Annotated in this window: 23 protein-coding genes and 1 pseudogene; 17 read left to right on the plus strand and 7 right to left on the minus strand. The window is 64.8% G+C overall.

Features of this window, described 5'->3' with window-relative positions:
* Window positions 1-11 precede the first annotated feature (11 nt).
* Genes JQ587_RS07400 through JQ587_RS07410 form a run of 3 tightly spaced genes read left to right on the plus strand, consistent with a single transcriptional unit; the run spans window position 12 to window position 4,082 of the window.
* Window positions 12-2,216: an amylo-alpha-1,6-glucosidase gene (locus tag JQ587_RS07400; RefSeq protein WP_212424869.1), complete on the plus strand. Its 2,205-nt coding sequence runs from the start codon at window positions 12-14 to the stop codon at window positions 2,214-2,216.
* Between the two features lie 19 nt (window positions 2,217-2,235).
* The gene (locus JQ587_RS07405) at window positions 2,236-2,745 is read left to right on the plus strand and encodes a PRC-barrel domain-containing protein (RefSeq protein ID WP_212424870.1); all 510 of its coding nucleotides are present in this window, start codon (window positions 2,236-2,238) and stop codon (window positions 2,743-2,745) included.
* 23 nt (window positions 2,746-2,768) lie between these two features.
* Window positions 2,769-4,082, plus strand: a complete 1,314-nt coding sequence (locus JQ587_RS07410) for an MFS transporter (RefSeq protein WP_212297855.1) — start codon at window positions 2,769-2,771, stop codon at window positions 4,080-4,082.
* 40 nt (window positions 4,083-4,122) lie between these two features.
* Here JQ587_RS07410 and JQ587_RS07415 read toward each other — a convergent pair whose 3' ends face one another.
* The 4 genes from JQ587_RS07415 to fixL form a co-directional block, all read right to left on the minus strand.
* Window positions 4,123-4,821, minus strand: a complete 699-nt coding sequence (locus JQ587_RS07415) for a helix-turn-helix domain-containing protein (RefSeq protein WP_212297856.1) — start codon at window positions 4,819-4,821, stop codon at window positions 4,123-4,125.
* 103 nt (window positions 4,822-4,924) lie between these two features.
* The gene (locus JQ587_RS07420) at window positions 4,925-5,347 is read right to left on the minus strand and encodes a response regulator (RefSeq protein WP_212297857.1); all 423 of its coding nucleotides are present in this window, start codon (window positions 5,345-5,347) and stop codon (window positions 4,925-4,927) included.
* A 43-nt stretch (window positions 5,348-5,390) separates the two neighbouring features.
* A complete protein-coding gene (gene fixJ, locus JQ587_RS07425; RefSeq protein ID WP_212297858.1) occupies window positions 5,391-6,008 on the minus strand; it encodes a response regulator FixJ in 618 nt (205 codons plus the stop codon).
* Window positions 6,005-7,528 carry a sensor protein FixL gene (gene fixL / locus JQ587_RS07430; protein ID WP_212424871.1) on the minus strand — a complete coding sequence of 508 codons (1,524 nt, stop codon included), beginning with the start codon at window positions 7,526-7,528 and terminating at the stop codon, window positions 6,005-6,007. The genes fixJ and fixL overlap by 4 nt, the downstream gene beginning before the upstream one ends.
* A gap of 208 nt (window positions 7,529-7,736) precedes the next feature.
* On the opposite strand from fixL, the gene JQ587_RS07435 reads away from it, so the two are divergent.
* From JQ587_RS07435 to ccoS, 10 genes are all read left to right on the plus strand, one after another.
* Window positions 7,737-8,567: a universal stress protein gene (locus JQ587_RS07435; RefSeq protein WP_212297860.1), complete on the plus strand. Its 831-nt coding sequence runs from the start codon at window positions 7,737-7,739 to the stop codon at window positions 8,565-8,567.
* 80 nt (window positions 8,568-8,647) lie between these two features.
* Window positions 8,648-9,073, plus strand: coding sequence for a CBS domain-containing protein (locus JQ587_RS07440; RefSeq protein WP_212297861.1), 426 nt, complete (start codon window positions 8,648-8,650; stop codon window positions 9,071-9,073).
* A gap of 212 nt (window positions 9,074-9,285) precedes the next feature.
* Window positions 9,286-10,935: a cytochrome-c oxidase, cbb3-type subunit I gene (ccoN, locus tag JQ587_RS07445; protein ID WP_212297862.1), complete on the plus strand. Its 1,650-nt coding sequence runs from the start codon at window positions 9,286-9,288 to the stop codon at window positions 10,933-10,935.
* Between the two features lie 10 nt (window positions 10,936-10,945).
* A complete protein-coding gene (gene ccoO / locus JQ587_RS07450) occupies window positions 10,946-11,680 on the plus strand; it encodes a cytochrome-c oxidase, cbb3-type subunit II (RefSeq protein WP_212297863.1) in 735 nt (244 codons plus the stop codon).
* A 13-nt stretch (window positions 11,681-11,693) separates the two neighbouring features.
* Complete coding sequence (locus tag JQ587_RS07455; protein WP_212297864.1) at window positions 11,694-11,858, plus strand: cbb3-type cytochrome oxidase subunit 3; 165 nt, start codon at window positions 11,694-11,696, stop codon at window positions 11,856-11,858.
* 6 nt (window positions 11,859-11,864) lie between these two features.
* Window positions 11,865-12,737, plus strand: coding sequence for a cytochrome-c oxidase, cbb3-type subunit III (gene ccoP / locus JQ587_RS07460; RefSeq protein WP_212424872.1), 873 nt, complete (start codon window positions 11,865-11,867; stop codon window positions 12,735-12,737).
* Between the two features lie 110 nt (window positions 12,738-12,847).
* Window positions 12,848-14,314 (plus strand): cytochrome c oxidase accessory protein CcoG, encoded by a 1,467-nt coding sequence (gene ccoG, locus JQ587_RS07465; protein ID WP_212424873.1) that lies wholly within the window; start codon window positions 12,848-12,850, stop codon window positions 14,312-14,314.
* Window positions 14,315-14,329: 15 nt separating this feature from the next.
* Window positions 14,330-14,815: a FixH family protein gene (locus tag JQ587_RS07470; RefSeq protein WP_212424874.1), complete on the plus strand. Its 486-nt coding sequence runs from the start codon at window positions 14,330-14,332 to the stop codon at window positions 14,813-14,815.
* Window positions 14,816-14,824: 9 nt separating this feature from the next.
* Window positions 14,825-17,014, plus strand: a complete 2,190-nt coding sequence (locus JQ587_RS07475) for a cation-translocating P-type ATPase (protein WP_212424875.1) — start codon at window positions 14,825-14,827, stop codon at window positions 17,012-17,014.
* Complete coding sequence (gene ccoS, locus JQ587_RS07480; RefSeq protein WP_212297869.1) at window positions 17,014-17,184, plus strand: cbb3-type cytochrome oxidase assembly protein CcoS; 171 nt, start codon at window positions 17,014-17,016, stop codon at window positions 17,182-17,184. The genes JQ587_RS07475 and ccoS overlap by 1 nt, the downstream gene beginning before the upstream one ends.
* Here ccoS and JQ587_RS07485 read toward each other — a convergent pair.
* Window positions 17,181-18,383, minus strand: coding sequence for an MFS transporter (locus JQ587_RS07485; RefSeq protein ID WP_212424876.1), 1,203 nt, complete (start codon window positions 18,381-18,383; stop codon window positions 17,181-17,183). The genes ccoS and JQ587_RS07485 overlap by 4 nt on opposite strands.
* A gap of 104 nt (window positions 18,384-18,487) precedes the next feature.
* Window positions 18,488-18,970: a cupin domain-containing protein gene (locus JQ587_RS07490; RefSeq protein ID WP_212424877.1), complete on the minus strand. Its 483-nt coding sequence runs from the start codon at window positions 18,968-18,970 to the stop codon at window positions 18,488-18,490.
* 260 nt (window positions 18,971-19,230) lie between these two features.
* On the opposite strand from JQ587_RS07490, the pseudogene JQ587_RS07495 reads away from it, so the two are divergent.
* Window positions 19,231-19,945 (plus strand): annotated as a pseudogene (locus JQ587_RS07495) (peroxiredoxin-like family protein).
* A gap of 27 nt (window positions 19,946-19,972) precedes the next feature.
* On the opposite strand, the gene JQ587_RS07500 reads toward JQ587_RS07495, so the two are convergent.
* A complete protein-coding gene (locus JQ587_RS07500; RefSeq protein ID WP_212297873.1) occupies window positions 19,973-20,860 on the minus strand; it encodes a LysR family transcriptional regulator in 888 nt (295 codons plus the stop codon).
* Between the two features lie 192 nt (window positions 20,861-21,052).
* Between JQ587_RS07500 and JQ587_RS07505 the strand changes: the two genes are divergently transcribed.
* The 3 genes from JQ587_RS07505 (at window position 21,053) to JQ587_RS07515 (ending at window position 24,140) form a co-directional block, all read left to right on the plus strand.
* Window positions 21,053-21,877, plus strand: coding sequence for a 3-hydroxybutyrate dehydrogenase (locus tag JQ587_RS07505; protein ID WP_212297874.1), 825 nt, complete (start codon window positions 21,053-21,055; stop codon window positions 21,875-21,877).
* Between the two features lie 85 nt (window positions 21,878-21,962).
* A complete protein-coding gene (locus tag JQ587_RS07510) occupies window positions 21,963-23,105 on the plus strand; it encodes a patatin-like phospholipase family protein (protein ID WP_212424878.1) in 1,143 nt (380 codons plus the stop codon).
* Window positions 23,106-23,189: 84 nt separating this feature from the next.
* Complete coding sequence (locus tag JQ587_RS07515; RefSeq protein WP_212424879.1) at window positions 23,190-24,140, plus strand: oxygenase MpaB family protein; 951 nt, start codon at window positions 23,190-23,192, stop codon at window positions 24,138-24,140.
* Window positions 24,141-24,215 lie beyond the last annotated feature (75 nt).

The following is a 24,215-nucleotide window of genomic DNA, read 5'->3' on the forward strand; positions in this document are numbered from 1 at the left end:
GGGAGCAGCTCATGGCAGCCGAAGCCGCAACCAAGATCATCTCGGTATCGCAGACGGCGGAGGCCGTCGCGGAGCAGGCGTTCTACATTCCGATGACGGGGCCCGCCGCGCGACCGCGGCGGTCTCTCAAGCATGATGACACCTTTATCGTGCTGGACAGCCATGGCGACATCGGCGCTTCGGCCGGCGGGCCGGATGGCCTGTTCAACCATGACACGCGTTATCTGGCGCGGCTGGAGCTCGTGCTTGACGATCTCCAGCCCCTGTTGCTCGGCTCGAACCTGCGCGACGACAATTCGGGACTGACGGTCGATCTCACCAATCCCGACATCTACCGGCAGGGCCGTCTCGTCCTGCAAAAGGACCTGCTGCACATCGTGCGCACCATCTTTCTGTGGCGCGGCACGGCGTATCAGCGCATCGGGTTACAGAACCATGGCGAGCAACCAGCCGCTTTCGAGCTGACGCTGCTGTTCGACAATGATTTTGCCGACCTGTTCGAGGTGCGTGGCGAACGGCGACCGCGCCGCGGCACCGGCACCAGCAAGCTGGTCGGACCGACCGACGTGCTGTTCGAATATCGCGGCCTCGACGATGCCGAGCGAACCACCGGCCTGCATTTCGATCCGCGCCCAACCAGGCTTTCGGTCAATGCCGCGACCTGGCAGCTCGAGCTGGAGCCGCATGAGACCAAATCGCTGTTCGTGGCCGTGTCCTGCAACCGGCCGGTGGCGGAGAAGCCGGCGCGGTTCTTCAGGGGGCTGCTCGCCCACCGCCGCGAGATGCGGCGGTCGGCGATCGGGGCGGCGAGCATCGAGACCTCCAACAACATCTTCAACGAGGTGCTGTGCCAGGCCATGGCCGACCTCAACATGCTGACGACGGAGACGCCGCAGGGGCGCTATCCCTATGCCGGTATTCCCTGGTACTCGACGACATTCGGCCGCGACGGCCTGATCACGGCGCTGCAGATGCTGTGGGTCGATCCGCGGGTGGCCAAGGGCGTGCTGCGTCGGCTTGCCCATTTCCAGGCCAAGGCCGTCGATCCGCTCGCCGACGCCGCGCCGGGAAAGATCCTGCACGAGATGCGCGGCGGCGAGATGGCGGCGCTGCGCGAGGTGCCGTTCTCGCAATATTACGGCAGCGTGGATTCCACCGCCTTGTTCGTCCTGCTCGCGGGGCGCTATTTCGAGCGCACCGGCGACGAGACGACGTTGGTCGAGCTGTGGCCGGCGATCGAGGCGGGGCTCGCCTGGATCGACGGGCCCGGCGATCCCGACCAGGACGGCTTCGTCGAATATCAGCGCGCCACCGAAAAAGGCCTCGCCAATCAGGGCTGGAAGGACTCTTACGACGCCATCTTTCACGCCGACGGCAAGCTCGCGGAAGGCAATATCGCGCTCGCCGAGGTGCAAGGCTATGTCTACGCAGCAAAACAGCTCGCCGCGCGATGTGCGCTGCAGCTTGGCAAGCCCGACCTCGCGAAGCGGCTCGAGGCGGAGGCCAGGACGCTCGCCGAGCGCTTCGAGGAGGCATTCTGGTGCGAGGAGCTCGGCACCTATGCACTCGCGCTCGACGGCAACAAGCGGCGATGCGAGGTCCGTACCTCGAATGCCGGGCAGGTGCTGTTCAGCGGCATGATCCGGGAGGACCGCGCCCGTCTGGTTGCTGCCGATCTGATGCGGCCGCACTTCTTCTCGGGCTGGGGCATCCGCACCGTCGCGCGCGGCGAGGTGCGTTACAATCCGATGTCGTATCACGACGGATCGATTTGGCCGCACGACAACGCGCTCATCGCACTCGGGCTCGCGCATTACGGGCTGAAGCACTCGGTCGCGCATGTGTTCAAGGGCCTGTTCGATGCCGCGACCTATATGGATCTGCGGCGGCTGCCGGAATTGTTCTGCGGCTTTCGCCGTGAGAAGCGGCGTGGCCCGACGCTCTATCCGGTCGCCTGCGCCCCGCAGGCCTGGGCCAGTGCGACGCCGTTCACGCTGCTGGAGGCCGCACTCGGCATCGAATTCGATGTCGCGCGCTGCGAGATCCGCCTGCGCAATCCGCATCTGCCGGCGTTCCTGAACGAGGTCATCCTGCGCGATCTGCGGCTTGGCCAATCCAGCGTGGATCTGCGCGTCAGCCGCCACGGCCACGATGTGGCGCTCGAGGTGCTGCGCACGCGCGGCAGGATCCAGGTGTCGATCGTGCTGGCGCATTAGCGGCCTGCAAGGAGGGTTCATGCGTACCGCCGGATGGTTGATCTTGAGCATGGCGATCGTCGCGGGATTGACGGTTGCCGTATCGCAGGCCGCGGAGGAGCTGCCCGCGACCACCAATGAGGCGAAGGCGCCGCCGACGGCCTCGGTCGTGCCTGTGACGCCGAAAGATGCCGCGCCGCCGCCATCGGTGACCATCATCGGCGCCAGCGACGCCCACGGCGTGCTCGGCCGCGACGTGCGCAGTGCGGCGGATGAGGACATGGGCCGCATCGTCGACGTCATCGTCGATCGCGAGGGTCATGTCCGCGCCGCCGTGATCGATTTCGGCGGCTTCCTCGGCGTCGGCAGCCGCAAGATCGTGGTGGACTGGAATGCGCTACGCTTCGGCAAGATCGCCAACAAGAAGGACAGCATCACGCTGGAATTGACTAAGGCGCAGGTCGCGGCCGCGCCGGAATACAAGGAAGACACGCCGATGGTCGTGCTCGGCGCGTCCGGCAGTCTTCAACCGCTGCAAGCCATCCAGTGAGGAGGGGGGAGGGCTGACCGCCTGTGCTCTTGTCGAGGAAGCCGAACCATGCAGATCGCGAGGGACGCGTTGAACAGGACAACGTCGCCGCGCCCATCCTTGCGGCCATTCCGGCGCCCTCGCGCCGCAGCCTGCGCGGCCTCGACTGGTTCATCTTTTTCCTTGCCGACGTGCAAACCGGCTTCGGTCCCTTCATCGCGGTTTATCTGACGACGCAGAAATGGACTCAGGTCGAGATCGGCTTCGTGCTGTCGATCGGCGGCATCGTCGCGCTGATCGGCCAGATGCCGGGCGGCGCCATCATCGACGCCGCGAAATCCGAGCGGCTGGTGGCCGCACTCGCGATCGCGACCATCGGCTGCTGCGCGCTCGCCTATGCGGCGATGCCGGTCTTCGCCGTCGTGGTGAGCGCGGCCACGCTGCATGCGGCGGCGAGCTGCGTGCTGGGCCCGGCGATCGCAGCGATCAGCCTTGGTCTCGTCGGTCCGCTCGCGATCGGCGAGCGGCTCGGTCGCAACGCCCGCTTTGCCTCGCTCGGCAACGGCGTCGCCGCCGCGGTGATGGGCACGGCCGGCTATCTGCTGTCGAGCCGCTCGGTGTTTCTGGTCACCTTCCTGCTCGCGATCCCGACCCTGATCGCCCTGTCGCGCATCCGCGAGGAGGAGGTCGACATCGCGCGCTGCCACGGCGAGATGCCGCGCGAGGCGCCGGTTCCAGGGGACACCAATATCTGGCACCTGATCCGGCAGCGGCCGCTCATCGTGTTTGCGCTCAGCGTATTGCTGCTGCAACTGGCTAACGCCTCGATGATGCCGCTGATGGCAAGCGCGGTGACGGCGCGATCGAGCCAGTGGGCGACGGTGCTGGTGGCGGCCTGCATCATCGTCCCCCAGGCGATCGTGGCACTGCTGTCGCCCTCGGTCGGACGCAAGGCGCAAGCGTGGGGCCGTCGGCCGCTGCTCTTGATCGGATTCGGTGCACTGACGATCCGCGGCCTGTTGTTCGCGACTGTGCGCGATCCCTATCTGCTGGTGCTGGTGCAGGTGTTCGACGGTTTCACAGCCGCGGTGTTCGCGGTGATGATTCCGCTGATCGTGGCCGATGTCGCCTTCGGCAGCGGGCACTTCAATCTGGCACAGGGCATCGTCGGCACCGCGACCGGTATCGGCGCGTCGCTGAGCACCGCGCTTGGTGGCTATGTCAGCGACAAATTCGGCAATGCCACCGCATTCTTCGGCCTGGCGAGCATCGCCGCGACCGGGCTGTTGCTGATCCTGTTCGTGATGCCGGAAACCCGGCGCACGGGTATGACGGCCGCAAAAGAATTGGCCGGCTGAACGAATTCAGCCGGCCAAGTTGGTAGGGAGGACGAAAAGATCAGGCGTCGAGATTGTGCAGGCGTTGACGGTTGCGCAGCACGATCTGGCGGGCGCCGGAGAAACCCAGGATGCCCTGGCTGTGGAGCTGCGACAGCGCGCGCGAGACGGTCTCGAGGGTGAGGCCGAGATAGTCGCCGATGTCGCGGCGGCACATCGGCAGCGCCATCATGCCGGCGACGGCGAGGCGGCGATCCATTTCGAGCAGGAAGGTTGCAACCCGCTCCATCGCGGTCTTGCGGCCAAGCAGCAGCATGTGGTCTTCGGCGTGGCGCAACTCGCCCGCCGTCATGGCCCAGAGCTTGCGGGCGACCTGCACGTCGGTGCCGGCGGCCTTCTCCAGGCTCGAGCGCTTCACCAGCCGCACACTGGTGTCGATGATGGCTTCAGCGGCGAGGCGATGGCTGGGGCCGGATTCGAGGCCGAACACGTCGCCGGCAAGATGGAAGGCGCCGATCTGACGGCGGCCGTCGGAGAGGAGCTTGTAGGTGCGGACCGCGCCGGAGACGACCTGATAGACGTATTCGGCCGGCTCGTCTTCGCCGTAGATCTCCTCATCCTTGCGGTAGGAGAACTCGGTGGCGACCAGGCCGACATGGCCGGTGATCGCGCCGAACTGGTCCGAGACGGGATGGGCTGGGGCAATCTTGCCACCGATTTGGGTGTTGATCGCCTGGGTGTTGAGTGTCTGGGTCAGCATCTGCGCCATCTCCGTTGTGATGACGCTTTCCTACGCGGTATCGGATGCTTCGAAAATTTCGCGAGATATCTTAAGGGGGGTTACCTACGTAGAACCCCGTAGGTCAATTCCGGCGCCGATCCTGGATGGCCGCGCGGATGCGCTTGACCAAGTTTTCGTCGAGAAGCGGCTTCAAAATCACATCTTTTACGCCTGCCGCCGCCGCCCGGGCCGAGATATTACCGTCCGGATAGCCGGTGATGAGGATCACCGGGATGTCGCCGTCGGACTGACGCAGCCGGCCGGCGAGCTCGATGCCGTTGATATCGGGCATCTTGTAGTCGATCACATAGCAGTCCGCGTCCGGCAGGCTCGTCGCGTTGAGCAACGCCGTGGCGTTCCGGAAGGTCCGCACGGCAAAGCCGTCGGTTTCCAACAGGAAGCGCAGCGATCCCAGCACGGCGTCATCGTCGTCCACCACGTAGACAACGAGCTGTGCGGGTGATGCCACTGGCAGCCGCTGAGGGTGCGAGCCGATTTCGATCATTCTGACTACGTAGCACAGCGGGAGAGCACCGACTTGACCTGTCTCAATCCCTGAGCATGCCGGCGCGCATGGCCAGCCGCACCAATTCCGAAAGGCTGTTGGCCTGCATCTTGGTCATGACATTGGCCCGGTACACCTCGATGGTGCGCGGGCTGATGTCGTACTCGCGGGCGATCAGCTTGTTGGAGAGCCCCGCGACCAGCCCCTCCATGACCTGACGCTCCCTCGGGCTCAAGGAGGCGACGCGGGCGGCAATGTCCTGGACCACGGCCTCGCTCTTTGCCGCCGGTTCGGCCTGGCGGATGGCGGCCTCGATCATGGCGGTCAAGCGGTCGTCTTCGAACGGCTTTTCCAGGAAGTCGACGGCGCCAAGCTTCATCGCCTCGACTGCGAGCGGCACGTCGCCGTGGCCTGTCATGATCAGGATCGGAAACGGCGAGTGCTGGCTCTTCATCAGCTTCAGGAGCTCGATCCCGTCGAGGCCCGGCATCCTGATGTCGGAGACGACACAACCGAAGGCGAGGCCGGGCAGGGTGTCGAGGAAGTCTTGCGCGTTGTCGAACAACGTGACGCCGAAGCCTGCGGAATCCAGCAGAAAGTTGAGTGAATCCCGCATCGCCTCGTCGTCGTCGATGACGTAAACATGTCCCTTGGTCGTCATTGATCAGTCTCGTCGGCTGCTGGCAGGGTGAAGCGGAATGAAGCGCCGCCCGATGCGTTGTTCTCGGCGACCATGCGGCCGCCGTGAGCCTCGATGATCGAGCGGCTGATCGACAATCCCACGCCCATGCCGGTCTCTTTGGTGGTGAAGAAGGTCTGAAACAGGTTTGGAATGACGTCGTCGCGGAAGCCGGAGCCGGTGTCCGATACCTCCACCTCGATCATGTCGTCCCGGATGTGCCTGTTGGCGATGACGAGCTCGCGCCGCGGCGACTGCGCCATCGCTTCCAGCGCGTTGCGGAACAGATTGACCAGCACCTGCTGGATCTGTACCCGGTCGGCGAGCACGAGATCGGCGTTCGGATCGAGATTGAAGCGGAGCTGAACGTTCTGCTCGCGTGCACCGGCGAGCCCCAGCGCGCCGGCTTCCTCGATCAGTTTCGACAGACTCTCGATTCGCTTCTCGGATTCGCCGCGGGAGACGAAATCGCGCAGCCGCCGGATGATCTGGCCGGCGCGGAGCGCCTGCTCCGACGCGCGATCCAGCGCGCTTTCGACTTTCGGCGTGTTCGGGTCCTGGCTGCCGGCGAGCAATCGCCGCGACCCCTTCATGTAGTTGCTGATCGCAGCCAGCGGCTGGTTGATCTCGTGGGCGAGCGCGGATGCCATCTCGCCCATCGCGGTCAGCCGCGAGACGTGCATGAGCTCGGATTGCAATTCCTGCAGCCGTGCCTGCGTCTGCTGGTGCTCGGTGAGGTCGCGGACGAAGCCGGTGAAATAGGGCTCGCCGCCCGACTGCATCTCGCCGATCGACAGGTGCATCGGGAAGGTGGTCCCGTCGCGGCGCTTGCCGGTCACGATGCGGCCGATGCCGATGATGTGCGGGTCGTTGGTCGAGCGATAGCGTGCGATGTAGCTGTCGTGGCGGGTGCGGTCCGGCTCCGGCATCAGAATGCTGACGTTCTGGCCGATCGCCTCATGCTCGGACCAGCCGAACAGGCGTTCGGCCGCCGTGCTGAACAGCTGCATGATGCCACGGCCGTCGATGACGATCATGGCGTCCGGAATGGTGTGGAGGATGGAGCGGAGGTGGGTCTCGCGCGTCCGCAGGGCTTCCTCGACCTGCTTTTCCTCGTCGATGTCGAGCAAGATGCCGCTGAGATGACGGGCGGTGCCGGCCTCGTCCCTGATCAGGCCGGCGCGGGCCCTGATCCATTTGCCCCGGTCGGACATGCCGGCAATCCTGAAGGAGACGTCGAAGCCGCCGCCATGCCCGGTGACCTGCCTGATCGCAGCCTCGACGCGCTCGCGGTCCCCGGGCTCGAGGCGCGACAGGAAGAGGTCGTAGCTCGCCGGCTGGCCCTGCTCGATACCGAGCAGCATCCGCGCGGTTTCCGACCATTCCAGCTCGCGCGTCGTGAGGTCGAGATCCCAGGTGCCGACGCCGAACCCTTCGATCCGGACCCGGAAATGCTCGCCGCGATGATCGTCCGGCGGGTGCGTTACGCGGGTCGGCGACAAGTCATGGCTCCCATTGTGCAAGCTGCGGCAAGGTGCCGCGAACATGCCGGTAATTTCGCCCAACGCCGCGCCGGAGGCAAGTTCCGATGTCTGATTCCGCTGGTGGATTTCCCGCGGCACGGCCCCGGGGGCGATTTGATCTATCTCATTCTGCCGGGCTGGCGCGGGCTTACACTTTCGTCAAAGCTCACCGCTCCGGAGATTCCCGATGACATACGCGACCGTGATGGTCAGCCTGGCGCTGGATCAGCTCAACACCGCGCGCCTCCAGGTCGCGGGCGAGCTTGCCGAACGATTCGAGGCGGCGATCGTTGGGATCGCCGCAGCGCGATTCGCGCCGCCGCTCTACTTCACCGATGGTGCCGAGGCCCAGCGCCTGATCGATCAGGAGGAGGGCTCCGTCAAGCAGCGCCTTGCCGAACTGGAGGCGCAATTCCGCGCCGCGACCAGGACGCGCAACGGGCGTGCGGAGTGGCGCAGCGCCATGGATTTTCCCGCACGATACGTCCTGGCACAGGCGCGCTGCGCCGACATCATCGTCAGCGGTGGGCAGAGCCCGACCTTCTCCGATGCCTTTTCGATGGCAAGCCCCAGGGATCTGGTGATGCAGACCGGCCGGCCGCTGCTGGTCGTGCCCGACCGAATCAACTGGCTCGATCTGCGCAGCGTGCTGGTGGCCTGGAAGGACACCCCGGAATCGCGGCGCGCGGTGGCCGATGCGCTGCCGATGCTGCGCAAGGCCAAGGATGTCGTCGTGGTCGAGATTCCGGAAGCGGACGATGACCGCTCGGGGGTGATGGCGCATGTCAGCGACGTCGCCGCCTGGCTCGCCCGTCACGGCGTCACCGCGACGGCGCGGGTTCCGGAGGCGGCGAGCGAAACCGCTGCCGTGCAATTGGAGAGGATCGCCAGCGATGTCGGAGCCGGTTTGATCGTCGCCGGTGCCTACGGCCATTCCCGCTTCCGCGAGCTGATTCTCGGCGGCGTCACGGAATATCTGATCACGCAAACCGCCCGCTGCGTGCTGTTGTCGCACTGACGGCCAGATACTGAAGGCAAGTCCTTGAAGGCAAGTCCTTGAAGGTTTGGCCGGCAGAGAACAATCAATGAGGACGCGCCGTGTACAAATTCCTTGAACAGACCGTCGAAAGCTACATGACGCGCAACGTCCGCACGGTGCAGCGTGACCACAATCTGCTCGCACTCAGCGAGATGTTCGAGCAGGACGACTTCAACTCTTATCCGGTCGAGGACGACGGCCAGGTCGTCGGCATCGTCACCAAATTCGACATCCTGAAGTGCTTTGCGTTCACGCCGAGCCAGATGTTGCCGCGCTATCACGACCTGATGAGTCGCAAGGTCGGCGACGTCATGACGCCGGAGTTCATCTATGTCAGCCCCGACACGCGGCTGACGCGCGTGCTCCAGATCATGGTCGAGCACCGGATCCGCAGCATCATCGTGCTCGACGGCACCCAAAAGCTGGTCGGCATCGTTGCGCGCGAAGACGTCATCGCGGCGCTGAAGGCAACCGCGAGCGACTGACGAGACGTCCTCAAATCCTGCGGTTCCAGGCCCCGTGATTTCCCGGAGACGGCAGCGCGCGATGGGCTCGGCGCGATGTCCAGGCGCTTGATATCGTTCGCCAACCTTCAGCGGCCTCACATTAACAGAAATCCATCCATCTTGATTTCAATCAATTCCTCGCGAGGGTGAATGTGTTTTCTGGCTGCGTGTTCTTTCAGAGAGAATCCGCGATGCCCCAGCCCTCCATCTCGAAAACCATGACGACAGGCGAAAGCGGCTTGGCGTTCATATTCGCGGTCACTGCCTTCCTGTGCCTGATCGCCTCGGCCAAGGCGCTCGATGCGCCCTTCGCCTTCCACGCCGCACTGAGCGCGGCGGCGAGCCTGGCCGCGGTGTTCTTCATCATCAACCGCTACTACGACCGCCCGGCGGCGCTGCCGCCCGCGGAGATCAATGGACGGCCCAACTACAACATGGGTCCGATCAAGTTCACCGCATTCATGGCAATGTTCTGGGGCATCGCCGGCTTCCTGGTCGGGCTCATCATCGCCTCGCAGCTGGCCTGGCCCGCGCTGAACTTCGATCTGCCCTGGATCCAATTCGGCCGGCTGCGGCCGCTGCACACCTCCGCCGTGATCTTCGCCTTCGGCGGCAACGTGCTGATCGGCACGTCCTTCTACGTGGTGCAGAAATCCTGCCGCGCGCGCCTCGTCGGCGATCTCGCGCCCTGGTTCGTCGTGCTGGGCTACAACTATTTCATCCTCATCGCCGGCACGGGCTATCTGCTCGGCGTCACTCAGTCGAAGGAATATGCCGAGCCTGAATGGTACGCCGACCTCTGGCTGACCATCGTCTGGGTCGCCTATCTGCTCGTTTTCCTTGGCACCATTATCAAGCGCAAGGAACCGCACATCTTCGTCGCGAACTGGTTCTATCTCGCCTTCATCGTGACGATCGCGGTTCTGCATCTGGGCAACAACCCCGCGCTGCCGGTGTCGTTCTTCGGCTCCAAATCCTACATCGCCTGGGGCGGCATCCAGGATGCCATGTTCCAGTGGTGGTACGGCCATAACGCGGTCGGCTTCTTCCTGACCGCCGGCTTCCTCGCCATCATGTACTACTTCATCCCGAAGCGCGCCGAGCGGCCGGTCTATTCCTACCGGCTCTCGATCATCCACTTCTGGGCGCTGATCTTCCTCTACATCTGGGCCGGCCCGCACCATCTGCACTACACGGCGCTGCCGGATTGGACGCAGACGCTCGGCATGACCTTCTCGATCATGCTGTGGATGCCCTCCTGGGGCGGCATGATCAACGGCCTGATGACGCTGTCGGGCGCCTGGGACAAGCTGCGGACCGACCCCGTGCTGCGCATGCTGGTCGTCTCCGTCGCCTTCTACGGCATGTCGACCTTCGAAGGCCCGATGATGTCGATCAAGGTGGTCAACTCGCTCAGCCACTACACCGATTGGACCATCGGCCACGTGCATTCCGGCGCGCTCGGCTGGGTCGGCTTCGTCTCCTTCGGCGCGCTGTACTGCCTGGTGCCGTGGGTCTGGAATCGCAAGGGCCTCTACAGCCTCAAGCTCGTCAACTGGCACTTCTGGATCGCCACGCTCGGCATCGTTCTCTACATCTCCGCGATGTGGGTGTCCGGCATCCTCCAGGGCCTGATGTGGCGCGCCTACACCTCGCTCGGCTTCCTCGAATATTCCTTCATCGAGACCGTCGAGGCGATGCATCCCTTCTACATCATCCGTGCCGCCGGCGGGGCGCTGTTCCTGATCGGCGCGCTGATCATGGCCTACAATCTCTGGATGACCGTTCGCGTCGGCGAGCAGGAAGTCCAGATGCCCGTCGCTCTTCAGCCGGCGGAATGAGGAGCTTCCCATGTCGTTCTGGACACGCCACCAAGTCTTCGAAAAGAACTCGATCATCCTGGTCGTCGGCATTCTGCTGGTGATCGCGATCGGCGGTCTCGTCGAGATCACGCCGCTGTTCTACCTCAAGAGCACGATCGAGGTGGTCGACGGCGTCAGGCCCTACACGCCGCTGGAGCTCGCCGGCCGCAACGTCTACGTCCGCGAGGGCTGCTATCTCTGCCATTCGCAGATGATCCGGCCTCTGCGCGACGAGGTCGAGCGCTACGGCCACTTCTCGCTAGCCGCCGAGAGCATGTTCGACCATCCGTTCCAGTGGGGCTCGAAGCGTACCGGGCCTGACCTTGCTCGCGTCGGCGCCAAATATTCCGACGACTGGCACGTGACCCATCTGACCAACCCGCGTGCCATCGTGCCGCAGTCGGTGATGCCGGGCTATCCCTTCCTGGCTCAAACGGAGGTCAACACGGACACGATTGCCGACCACATGCGTACGCTGCGGACCGTCGGCGTGCCCTATACCGACGACCAGATCGCCAACGCGGCCGCCGACATGAAGGCCCAGGCCGATCCGGACAATGCCGGCGGCGATGCCTTCACCAAGCGCTACGCCAAGGCCGTCGTGCGCAATTTCGACGGCAAGACCGGAACGCCGACCGAGATGGACGCGCTGATCGCGTACCTGCAGATGCTCGGCACGCTGGTCGACTTCAAGCTCTACAACGAGAAAGCCAATCTTCGCTGAGAAGGCATCACCGATGAAAGCCATCCTGACACTCGACAATCTCGCGTCCGGTCTCGTGACCACGATCTGGACGCCAGTCTTCGTCGCGATCTTTCTCGCGATCATCGCCTACGCGTTTTGGCCTCGCAACAAGGCTGTGTTCGACGAAGCGGCCAGCCTGCCGCTGCGGGAGGAGTGAGAGATCATGACCGACCATAGTGAAATCGATTCCGTCACCGGCAGGGCCACGACCGGGCATGAGTGGGACGGCATCAAGGAGCTCAACACGCCGCTGCCGCGCTGGTGGGTGATCTGCTTCTACCTGACCATCGTTTGGGCGGTCGCCTATTGGGTCGTCTATCCGGCCTGGCCGCTGATATCGAGCAACACGACGGGCCTGTTCGGCTACTCGTCGCGCGCCGACGTCGCGGTCGAGCTTGCCAATCTCGAGAAGATCCGGGGTGACAAGATGGCGGCACTCGGCACTGCCTCGCTCGCCGACATCGAGAAGGACCCGGCCTTGCTGGCGCTCGCTCGCGCCAAGGGCAAGACCGTGTTCGGCGACAATTGCGCGCCGTGCCATGGCTCCGGCGCTGCCGGCGCCAAGGGCTTCCCGAACCTGAACGACGACGACTGGCTGTGGGGCGGCACGCTCGACCAGATCATGCAGACCATCCAGTTCGGCGCACGCTCCGGCCACGCCAAGACGCATGAGGGCCAGATGCTGGCCTTCGGCAAGGACGGCGTGCTGAAGCCAGAAGAGATCGTCACGGTCGCCAATTACGTGCGCTCGCTGTCCGGCCTCTCGACCAGGAAGGGTTATGACGCCGCCAAGGGTGAGAAGATCTTCGTCGACAATTGCGTCGCCTGCCATGGCGATGGCGGCAAGGGCAACCAGGAACTCGGCGCGCCCAATCTGACCGACAAGATCTGGCTCTACGGCTCCGACGAGGCGGTCCTGATCGAGACCATCGGCAATGGCCGCGCCGGCGTCATGCCGGCCTGGGAAGGGCGGCTCGATCCCGCCACCATCAAGGCGATGGCAGTCTACGTCCACTCGCTGGGCGGTGGAAAATAGCCTCATGGCGACAAGCGGGGGCGAACAAAAATGCCCCCGCTTGAGCTGGATCAACTGACCCAGCGGCGTCGGGTCTAGGTTTAATCGCACCTCTTCGAGAGTCCCGAGCGATGAACAAGACCGTAAACCCGAAAGACCTCACACCGGTTGATGACAACGGGCCGCTCTATGCAGCCCGCAAGAAGGTTTATCCCCAGAGCGTCTCCGGCACCTTTCGCCGGATCAAATGGGGCCTGATGGCGTTCTGCCTCGGCGTCTACTACTTCCTGCCCTTCGTGCGCTGGAACCGCGGCCTCGGCGCCCCCAGCCAGGCGGTGCTGATCGATCTCCCCAACAGCCGCTTCTACTTCTTCTTCATCGAGCTGTGGCCGCAGGAGGTCTACTACTTCACCGGCCTCTTGATCGTTGCCGCGGTGGCGCTGTTCCTGATGAACTCGGTCGGCGGCCGCATCTGGTGCGGCTATCTCTGCCCGCAGACGGTCTGGACCGACCTGTTCTACGCGGTCGAGCGCCTCGTCGAGGGCGACCGCCGCGAGCGGATGCGGAAGGATAAATCGGCCGGTACGCTGACGATCAAGCGCGCCTCCGAGATCGGGCTCAAGCACGCGATCTGGCTCATGATCGCCTGGTGGACCGGTGGCGCCTGGGTGCTCTATTTCAACGACGCCCCGACGCTGGTGAAAGAGCTCCTGACCTTCCAGGCGCCGATGATCGCCTATAGCTGGATCGGCATCCTGACGGCCACGACCTACGTACTGGCCGGTTACATGCGCGAGCAGGTCTGCACCTATATGTGCCCGTGGCCGCGCATCCAGGCTGCGCTCACCGACGAATGGGCGCTCAACGTCACCTATCGCTACGACCGCGGCGAGAAGCGCACCTCGGTCAAGAAGGCCGCGGAGCTGCGCGCGCTCGGCGAGCAGGTCGGCGATTGTGTCGACTGCTACCAATGCGTCGCGGTCTGCCCGACCGGCATCGATATCCGCAACGGACCGCAGCTCGAATGCATCCAGTGCGGGCTCTGCATCGACGCCTGCGACAACGTGATGACCAAGATCGGTCGGCCGAAGCGGCTGATCGGCTATGACAACGACATCAACATCCATCGCCGCCAGGAAGGCAAGCCGCCGGTCTACCGCATCGTCCGGGCCCGCACGGTGGTCTACAGCGCGATCATTGCCGCGGTCGGCGGCATCATGATCTATACGCTCGCGACCCGTAGCCTGCTCGACGTCAACGTGCTGCACGACCGCAACCCGGTCGCGGTCAAGCTCAGCGACGGCTCGATCCGAAATGCCTATACGGTGCGGCTGTTGAACAAGAGCGGCTACGATCGCGTCATCGCGATCGACGCCGATGGCCCGGTCAATTCCACGATTCACGTCGTCGGCGTCGATTCGGTAACGCCCGACAGGCCGATGATCGTGGTCCCGCGCGACTCCACCAGTGAGCTGCGCCTGCTCGTCACCGCGCCGGCCGACAACAATCCGGAGAAGTCGATCCCGGTGCACTTCCACGTTACCGATATCGGGCTTGGCGAGGTCGCCTCCACCACCGACAATTTCGTCGCGCCGTAAGTTCAGGAGATCGCCATGGCCACCAAGCCGCTGACCGGAACCAAGGTGTTCCTGATGCTGGTCGCCTTCTTCGGGGTAGTGATCGGCGTCAACGTCACCATGATGAAGCTCGCGATCGCGACGCTGCCCGGCACCGACGTCGACAGCCCCTATGCCGCGGGTCTCGCCTATGACCGCGAGATCTCGGCGGCGCAGGACCAGGCCGCGCGCAAATGGAAAGTCAATGCGCATATCGAGCGGCGCGCCGATGGCAATGCCGTGCTGCAGGTCGAGGCGCGCGATGCGGCGGGTCAGCCGGTGAGCGGCTTGAAATTCGGCGGGCGCCTGGAGCGGCCGACCGACAAGCGCGCCGACCTTGCGGTCGAGCTCGCGGAAGCCGGCGTCGGCATTTATCGCGGCAACGCGGCCTCGGTTGCGCCGGGCCAGTGGGATCTCGTCATCGAGGGTGACGCCAAGGGTGAGCGCGTGTTCCTGTCGCGCAATCGCGTGATCCTGAACTGAGGTCTTCCCATGCAGGTGACACGCGATTTCTCTCACTACGTCCGCGCCGCGGGCGCAGGCATTCAGCATATCGATCTGGCGGTCGAGGGCGTTCATTGCGCCGGCTGCATGGCCAAGATCGAGCGCGGTCTGCAGGCCATCCCGGATGTCACGATGGCACGGGTGAACCTCACCGACCGGCGCGTCGCGCTGGAATGGAAACAGGGCACGCTCGATCCCGCCCGTTTCATCGATCGGCTCGAAGAGCTCGGCTACAAGGCCTATCCTTACGAAACCGAAAGCGCGGAAGCGACCGAGGTCGCCGAATCGCGCTTCCTGCTGCGTTGCCTCGGTGTCGCCGCGTTTGCCACCATGAACGTGATGATGCTGTCGATCCCGGTATGGTCGGGCAACGTCTCGGACATGCTGCCGGAGCAGCGCGACTTCTTCCACTGGCTGTCGGCGCTGATCGCGCTGCCGGCGGCGGCCTATGCCGGCCAGCCGTTCTTCCGTTCGGCCTGGCGTGCGCTGTCGAACAAGACCACCAACATGGACGTGCCGATTTCGATCGGCGTGTGTCTTGCACTCGGCATGTCCGTGGTCGAGACCGTCAACCATGCCGAGCACGCCTACTTCGACGCGGCGATCATGCTGCTCACGTTCCTGCTGGTCGGTCGCTTCCTCGACCAGAACATGCGGCGGCGAACCCGCGCGGTCGCCGGCAATCTCGCGGCGTTGAAGGCGGAGACCGCGGCGAAGTTCGTCGGGCCTGATGAAATCTCGCAGGTGCCGGTCGTTGCGATCCATCCCGGCGACATCGTGCTGCTGCGACCGGGCGAGCGCTGCGCCGTCGACGGCACCGTGATCGAGGGGCGCTCCGAGATCGACCAGAGCCTGATCACCGGCGAGACGCTCTATGTCATGGCCGAGCACGGCACGCCGGTCTATGCCGGCTCGATGAATATCTCCGGGACGTTGCGGGTGCGGGTCTCGGCCGCGTCGGAAGCAACGCTGCTCGCCGAGATCACGCGCCTGCTCGACAATGCCCTGCAGGCTCGCTCGCGCTACATGCGGCTCGCCGACCGCGCTTCGCGGCTCTATGCGCCGGTGGTACATGCGACCGCGCTGATCACGATCCTTGGCTGGGTCATCGCGGGAGCGAACTGGCACGATGCGATCGTCACCGGCGTTGCGGTGCTCATCATCACCTGTCCCTGCGCGCTCGGCCTTGCCATTCCGACCGTGCAGACGGTGGCCTCGGGTGCGATGTTCAAGGCGGGCGTGCTGCTCAATTCCGGCGATGCCATCGAGCGGCTTGCCGAAGCCGACCACGTCATCTTCGACAAGACCGGCACGCTGACGCTGCCGGATCTCGACGTGACGAATGCGGCCGATATTCCTGCGGACGTCTTCGATCTCGCCGGCCGCCTCGCGCTGTCGAGCCATCATCCGGTCGCCGCTGCTGTCGCGCAGGCCGCCGGTGCAAAATCGCCGATCGTCGGTGCAGTCGAGGAGGCCGGGCAGGGCGTTCGTGCTGTGGTGGATGGTGTCGAGATCCGCCTTGGTCGGCCGTCCTTCTGCGGTGCCGAAGCTTTGGTCGGCGGCGTCACGCTCGATCCCGAAGCGTCCGTCGTGGCGTTCAGCAAGGGGGCCGACAGGTTCATTCTCTCCGTGCGTCAGGGCCTGCGTCCGGATGCGCAGGCCGTGATCGCAGCGCTGAAGGACCGCAACATCGGCATCGAAATTCTCTCCGGCGACCGCGAGTCCGCCGTGATCGCGGCGGCTCATGCGCTGGGCGTTGCCGAATGGCGCGCGGGCGTCACGCCGGCCGACAAGATCGCGCGGATCGAGGAATTGAAACGGCGCGGCGCGAAAGTGCTGATGGTTGGCGACGGCATGAACGACGCGCCCTCGCTGGCGGCTGCCCATGTCTCGATGTCGCCGATCTCGGCCGCGCATCTCAGCCAGGCCACCGCCGATCTCGTCTTTCTCGGCCGGCCGCTGGCCCCTGTCATTGCGGCCATCGATTCCGCGCGCAAGGCGCTGCATCTGATGCGGCAAAATCTCTGGCTCGCGATCGGCTATAATGTGCTGGCCGTGCCGGTGGCGATCAGCGGCGTCGTGACGCCCCTGATTGCGGCGGCTGCCATGAGCGGGTCCTCGATCCTGGTGATGCTGAACTCGCTGCGCGCCCGCAGCGCCTCGCGGGAGTTCGTGTGATGGAGATCCTGGTCTTCCTGGTGCCGCTGGCGCTGATGCTCGGAGGCGCCGGCCTCGTCGCCTTCCTCTGGTCGCTGCGCAGCGGCCAGTACGACGATCTCGACGGCGCCGCCTGGCGCGCCATTGCCGACGACGATCCGCCGCCGCAGGAAGTGCCGGCGAAGCGCTAGCGTTTCAAGGCGAAGGTGAAGAGGGCCGCTGCCGCGAGCGCCACGCCGACACCCGCCACGCACGCGTGCCAGCCGAAGGCGTCGAACAGACGTCCGAGCACGGCCGTGCCGATCAGTCCGCCACCGAAATAACACGCCAGATAGGTGCCGCTGGCAACGCCGCGGTTGTCGGCCGCAGTCTGCCCGACGAAGCCGGTAGCTGCGGCCTGCGCGAAGAATGTGCCAACACCGACCAGAACCATTCCAATCAGCACTTCGCCGAGACGCGCAGAAAGCATCAGCGGCAAGCCGACGCCGGCAACCGCGAGCGCTGCCCATATCGTCACGCGTGTTCCCAGGCGCGATGCGGCCCGGCCAGCCAGCAACGTCGTGACGACCGACGGCAGGAAGACGAAGTAGACCAGGCCGAGGTCCATCATGCCGAGCGACAGCGGCGGCCGGACCAGGACGAAATTGACGAAGGTGAAGGTGCCGATGAAGGCGAACAGAATGCAGAAGCCGATGCCGAAAGCGGCGCGCAATCGCGGATCGCGCCAATGTGCGATCATGGCGGCAAACGGTGCGCCCACCGGCGTGGTCGGTGATACGGGCTGGACGCGTTTGATGGTGAAGTAGACCAGCGCGGCGCCGGCGAGATTGAGGCTTGCGAAGAAATAGAAGTTCCATTGCAATCCGAGGCCATCGGCGACCGCCGCCGAGATCAGCCGGCCGAGCAGATTGCTGGCGACGTTTCCGGTTATGTAGGCGGCAAACGCAGTACCGGCGTCCATGGCGCTGCATTGCTCGCCGAGATGGGCCAGCGTCAGTGCGAAGGCAGACGCCATGCAGAGACCCTGGGCGATGCGCAGAGCGGTGAAGACTGCAAGGTTTGGCGCGACCGCCAGCAGGCTGGTCGGGATCGCGAGAAGCGCCAGGCTGAGGAGGATTCCGGTGCGGCGATCGATATGCGGACTGAGAAAGCCGACGACGAGGCCTGCGATGGCCATGCCGAAGGTGCTGGCATTGACGGCAAAGCCCATCGCCGCGGGCGTGACACCGTAGTGCCGCGTCAGCGAGGGTAGGATCGCCTGCGTCGCGAAGAGGTCGACGACGGTCAGGAAAGCAGTCAGGCCGATGACAAGCGAACGGAGCGCAACTCGCTTGGTGTGCGTATCCGTGATGATCACGTCGGTCCCGGCATGCGCGGAAAGGTCGGCCATGATGCAGCTCCTCCTGTGGTGGGTGCGGCGCCCGGCAGTTTGGAAGGCTTGGGGAGTACCGGGCGCCGCATCCGGTAACGGGTGCGCTGGGGCAGGTGCACGCGTTACATGTTGTGGTCTTGCGGGTCCCTGCGAACGTCGCCGACATAGAGAATGACCGTCTCCTTGCCGCGGTTCTTCCACCAGTGCGAGGTGCCTGATACCTCGGGCCGGATGTCGCCGGCCTTGTGCACGATCGGATCGGCGCAGTTGGAGGCGTATTCGACGATCTCGCCCTGCTGCACGAAGATCAAGGCGGGGCGATCGTCGTGGCTGTGCCAGGGCACGATGCCGCCGGGCTCGATGGTCAGCTTGCGGAAGCGCAGCTCGCGGCCCTCGATATGCGCTGGCTGCTTGCCGAGATCGATGGCGCCGAGCGTGACGTCGGTGACGCCGACGGCCTTGGCGTCGACCATCTGTTGCGCGTTCGGCTTGATCTTGTCGGCCGGGCATTCGCCGGCGAATACCGGCTGCGCCGAGAGTGCCAATGCACCGACGATGGCAAGGCCCGGAAAGATCAGACGCGGTAAGATGTGGCTCTTGGACATGGGAGGTCTCCTGTGCTGGCCGGAACCTTGCTGGTTGCCGGCTATGGCAGGAGCTTCGTCGAGACTGCGTCGAAGCTGAAATGCCGGCTTGCTCTCGATGCGATAGCCTCGTGCTATCTTGATGCGCGGCGGCTATCGAACCGATTGGGCATCGGCATTTCCGCTTCGGGAGCTTCCGGGGTCCGATGGTCGCCAAGCCGCCCCTTGCGGGCAGCCGAACCGGGAAACTAATATTCGCCTCAAGAGTGCCGGAGCGGAAGATGACGTCTCTCTCACCAGCCGACACCGAACGTCTCAGGTCTGCCTTCCAGCGCTGCCGCGATATGGACGGCACACTGAACGAACAGTTGCGCGCCTATGCCGATGCCAGCCGCAAGGTCTTCCCGGCCTATGGCGAGGCGGTCGATCGCCTCGTGGCGAGATTGGGTGGGAATGGCGGCGGCGAGAGCGCGCCGAGTCCGGGGGATGCGATGCCGCCGTTCATGCTGCCGGATGACAGCGGACGTCTGGTCGCGCTGGCCGCGCTGCTGGAGCGCGGCCCGGTCGCGGTGATGTTCTTCCGTGGTCATTGGTGTCCCTATTGCAGGCTCAATGTCCGCGGTGGTCCAGGCGCTTGACCGCATCGAAGCCATGGGCGCGCAGATCGTCGCAATCGTGCCGGAGACCCAGGAGTACACCCGGCAGCTCAAGGCCGATTCGGGTGCGCCATTTCCGATCCTGACGGATCTCGACAATGGTTACGCGCTGTCGTTGAACCTCGCGATCTGGCTCGGCGCCGAGATCAAGAACCTGCTGTCCTATCAGGACATGGCGAAATTTCACGGCAATGACGGCTGGATGCTGCCGATTCCGGCCGTGTTCGTGGTCGGCCGCGACGGCATCGTCAAAGCCCGCTTCGTCGATCCTGATTTTCGCAAGCGCATGGAGATCGACGATCTGCTCGAGGCGCTCGCGGGCGCGAGCGGAAGGCGCTGAAGCCCGCGTCGTCCCGGTGCAGCGAACCTAACCGGCGATCGCCCGCCAGTCGGCACCGCGCAGCATCCGCATCACCGCATTGGCCACCGCCGTGCGTTGCCGGCCGGCCACCCCGTAAAGGCTGACGGTGCGGCGGGCGTCGAGCCCTGCGACCGCAGCGCGCGTCAACTTCTCCGGCACGGGGGAGGAGTGGGGGACCATGGCGACGCCGATATCGGCTTCGACGAGTTCGATCAGATCGTGCTCGCTCGAGACCTCATGGCCATGCTCGACGTCGATGCCGTGCTCCCGCAGGCTCGTGGAGATTCGGCTGGAATGCTCGCAAAATGTCCGGCTTAGCAGTTGCTCCGCCTGCAGATCGTCCAGCTCGATGGAGCTGCGGCCGGCCAGGCGATGTCCCTCGTTGACCACGAGCTCGAAGCTCTCCGTGAACAGCGGCCAGACATCGAGCCGCTCCCAGGATTCGTCGATTTCGGCCGCGATGCCGAGTTCGGCCTCGCCCTCTTTCAGGAATTCGGCGACGTCGCGGCTGGAGCCGCGCAGGAAGCGAAATTCCAGCCGATTGAACTGCCGCTTGATCTGGTTCAGGTGGGGAATGAGCAGCGAAAGATCGATCGAATGCGTCAGCGCGATGCGCAGCGCGCCGATCTCTCCGCTCTTGAACGAGGAGGCGAGCGAGCGTGCGCCGGCAGCGGCATCGTAGCACTGCTTCAGCAGCGGATGCATGCGCTGGCCGAGCTCGGTCAGTTGTGCCGCGGGCCGCTCGCGGCGAAACAGGTCGCCACCGAGCTCGGCCTCGAGCTGCTTGATGGCGCGCGTCAGCGAAGGCTGCGTCACGTTGCACTCCTCGGCGGCGCGGGTGAAATTCAACAGCTGCGCCACCGCGAGGAAATAGCGGACTTGATGCATTTCCATGGATCGGCTCCCCAGCAAGATCGGCCCGAAACCTAGCCGATCGCGACGGGAAATGACATCCCGCCTACGATAGCGCGGACGTATGGACTCGGAAGCCAACCGGCATTTCCGCCAGGTGCGATGATCCCGCACATTTCGGCCCAGCGATGGCGCGTGCGTTGCGCCGGTCGTGGCCCAGAAGAGGTTTGGATCATGAATATTCCCATCACGTCGCAGACGCCGGCTTCGTCAAGGGTGTTGACCGGCAAGGTGGCGCTGGTTACCGGATCGACCAGCGGGATCGGCCTTGGCATTGCGCGGGCGCTGGCCGCCGCGGGCGCCGACATCGTGCTCAACGGCCTGGGTGTCGCCAGCGAGATCAGCCGGACGCGCGAGCAGATCACCGCCGAGTTCGGTGTCAAGGCGAGCTATTCGCCGGCGGACATGACCCGGCCGGAATCGATCGCCGAGATGATCGCGGCGACGGGGGCGCAATTTGGTCGACTCGACATTCTCGTCAACAACGCCGGCATCCAGCATGTCGCACCGCTCGAGCAGTTTCCGGTCGAAAAATGGGACCAGATCCTGGCGATCAACCTGTCGTCGGCTTTCCACACGACACGGCTCGCGCTGCCCGCGATGCGCCAGAACGGCTTTGGCCGGATCATGAACGTCGCATCTGCGCACGGCCTCGTCGGCTCGCCGTTCAAGGCGGCCTATGTCGCAGCCAAGCATGGTATCGTCGGCCTGACCAAGGTGACGGCGCTGGAGACTGCGGAGGAAGGCATTACCTGCAATGCCATCTGCCCGGGTTACGTCTACACGCCGCTGGTCGAGGCGCAGATCGATGGGCAGGCCCAGGCACACGGCATCTCGCGTGATCAGGTCGTCCGCGACGTGCTGCTCGCGCAGCAGCCCAACAAACGCTTCGCCACGGTCGAGCAGCTTGGCGCCCTCACGGTGTTCCTGGCGACCGACGCAGCCGCCTCGATCACCGGCATTGCGCTTCCGGTCGATGGCGGCTGGACTGCGCATTGACATGAAGCGGGATCGCTCGGTCCGGAGTAACAAGTCGCGGCCAACGGCGAATATTCGACCAGTGCAGGCTCATCAGGAGCGAACCATGAACGGCACACAGGATAAAACACAGGGCAAGGGCCTACCGGGCCAGGTCGTGCTGGTACTCCAGGGCGGCGGCGCGCTCGGCTCGTATCAGGCCGGGGTCTACCAGGCGCTGCACGAGGCCGGGATCGAGCCGGATTGGATCATCGGCACTTCGATCGGTGCGATCAATGCGAGCCTCATCGCAGGCAATGAGCCTGGACAGCGGCTGGTGCGACTGAAGGAATTCTGGAAACGGATGGAGCAGAATCCGGTCTGGAATCTGCGCAGCGTGTTTCCCGGGTTCAACGAAAAGCTGGCCTATTGGTCGACGGTGACCAGTGGCATCCCCGGCTTCTTCCGCCCCAATCCGCTGGCGCATGCGGGCGATTCTTACCCGCTGGGGGCCGACCACGCCGGCTTCTATTCGACCGCTCCGCTGGAGAAAACGTTGCGCGAGCTCGTCGATTTCGGCCTCGTCAATCGCTGCGCACCACGGCTGACGGTCGGCGCGGCTCATGTCCGCAGCAGCCAGATGCGCTATTTCGACAGCCGTGACGGCGAGCTGACGGTGAAACACATCATGGCCTCGGGCGCGCTTCCACCGGCGTTTCCGGCAGTGCGCATCGACGGTGAGCTCTATTGGGACGGTGGCATCCTGTCGAACACGCCAACCGAGGCGGTCTTCGACGACAATCCGCGCAGGAATTCGCTGATCTTCGCGGTGCATCTGTGGAATCCCGTCGGTGCCGAGCCGACCACGATGGCGGAGGTGCTGAACCGTCACAAGGACGTGCAGTACTCCAGCCGCATCGCGAGCCACATTGCCCGCCAGCAGCAGGCCCATCGTCTCCGCCACGTCATCAACCAGCTCGCCGGGCATCTGCCCGAAAGCGAGCGCGGCGATCCTGCGGTGAAGGAGTTGATCAGCTACGGCTGCCCGACCCGGATGCATGTGGTGCGGCTGCTCGCACCCCAGCTCGACCACGAGAGCCACACCAAGGACATCGACTTCAGCCCGTCCGGCATCATGCAGCGCTGGGATGCGGGCTATGCCCACACGAGATCGGTGCTCGAGCGAAAGCCGTGGATCGGCGAATTCGATCCGTTGTCGGGCGTGGTGCTGCACGAGCATCTGGACGAGATGCCGCTGGCCGCAGAATAGCGCCGCAAGCCGTCGTTTGCTTCATCGAATTGCCACAGGCTTTGCGGATCGTCGGCCTTCGTCCGACGTCGAGAGGGCCTGCACGTGGTGTCCGGCAACGATCTGGAATTGGCTCTCGATCAGGTCCGCGCGCGCGCAGCGGGACCGGTTGCAGGCGTGTTCGGTCCTGACACGGTGACGTGGCGGATCGATCGGGAGGCCGTCATCTTCCTCGGCGCCGGCCGCGCGCTGCTGCTTCAACTTGCCCACCCCTGGGTCGCCGCCGCCATCGCCGAGCACTCCAAGACCTTTGCCGATCCGATCGGGCGCTTCCACCGCACCTTCGACATCGTCTTTGCCATGGTGTTCGGTTCGCTCGACCGGGCGTTCTTGTCATCCCGGCAATTGCACCGGCGCCATGGCATGATCGTCGGTGAGATGCCGGAGACGGTCGGCCCGTTTGCGGCGGGCTCGCGCTACTGCGCCAACGACGTTCCGTCGCTGCGCTGGGTTCATGCGACGCTGGTCGAGACTGCGCTGATGGCGCATGATTTGGTTCTGCCGCCACTCTCGGTGGAGGAGCGCGAGCGGTACTGGACGGAAAGCCGGATGTTCGGCGCGCTGTTCGGATTGACGGCGGATGATCTGCCGGCCGACTGGTCGGGCTTTGCGGCCTACACTGCAGCGATGGTGCAGTCGGACAATCTGACCGTCAGCTCGGCGGCGCGCGAGATCGCCGCGCAGATATTTGATGGTGCGCGTCCTTGGCTGCGGCCGCCGCGATGGTACCGGGCGCTGACCGCGAACCTGCTGCCGGAGCGTCTGCGCGCAGGGTTCGGGTTTGACCTCGATGCGCGCGACGAGAGATCTGCCGACAACGCGGTGCGATGGATCAAGCGCCTCTATCCGAAATTGCCCGACCGGCTGCGCTATGTCGGCCCGTATCAGGAAGCATTGGCCCGGCTCCGCGGCGAGCCGCAACCGGACTGGATGATCCGCTGCCTCAACCGCGCGTGGATCGGCCGGTCGCAAATGGACGCGCGCGGGAAGGGGTGAGGGGCTCTCTACTCTGCTCTTAGTCCGTCATCCTGTGGTGCGAGTGGCGCGATGCAGGGGCATCGCGCTGGGAGC

This window comes from Bradyrhizobium manausense (assembly GCF_018130615.1).
Taxonomy (GTDB): domain Bacteria; phylum Pseudomonadota; class Alphaproteobacteria; order Rhizobiales; family Xanthobacteraceae; genus Bradyrhizobium; species Bradyrhizobium manausense_A.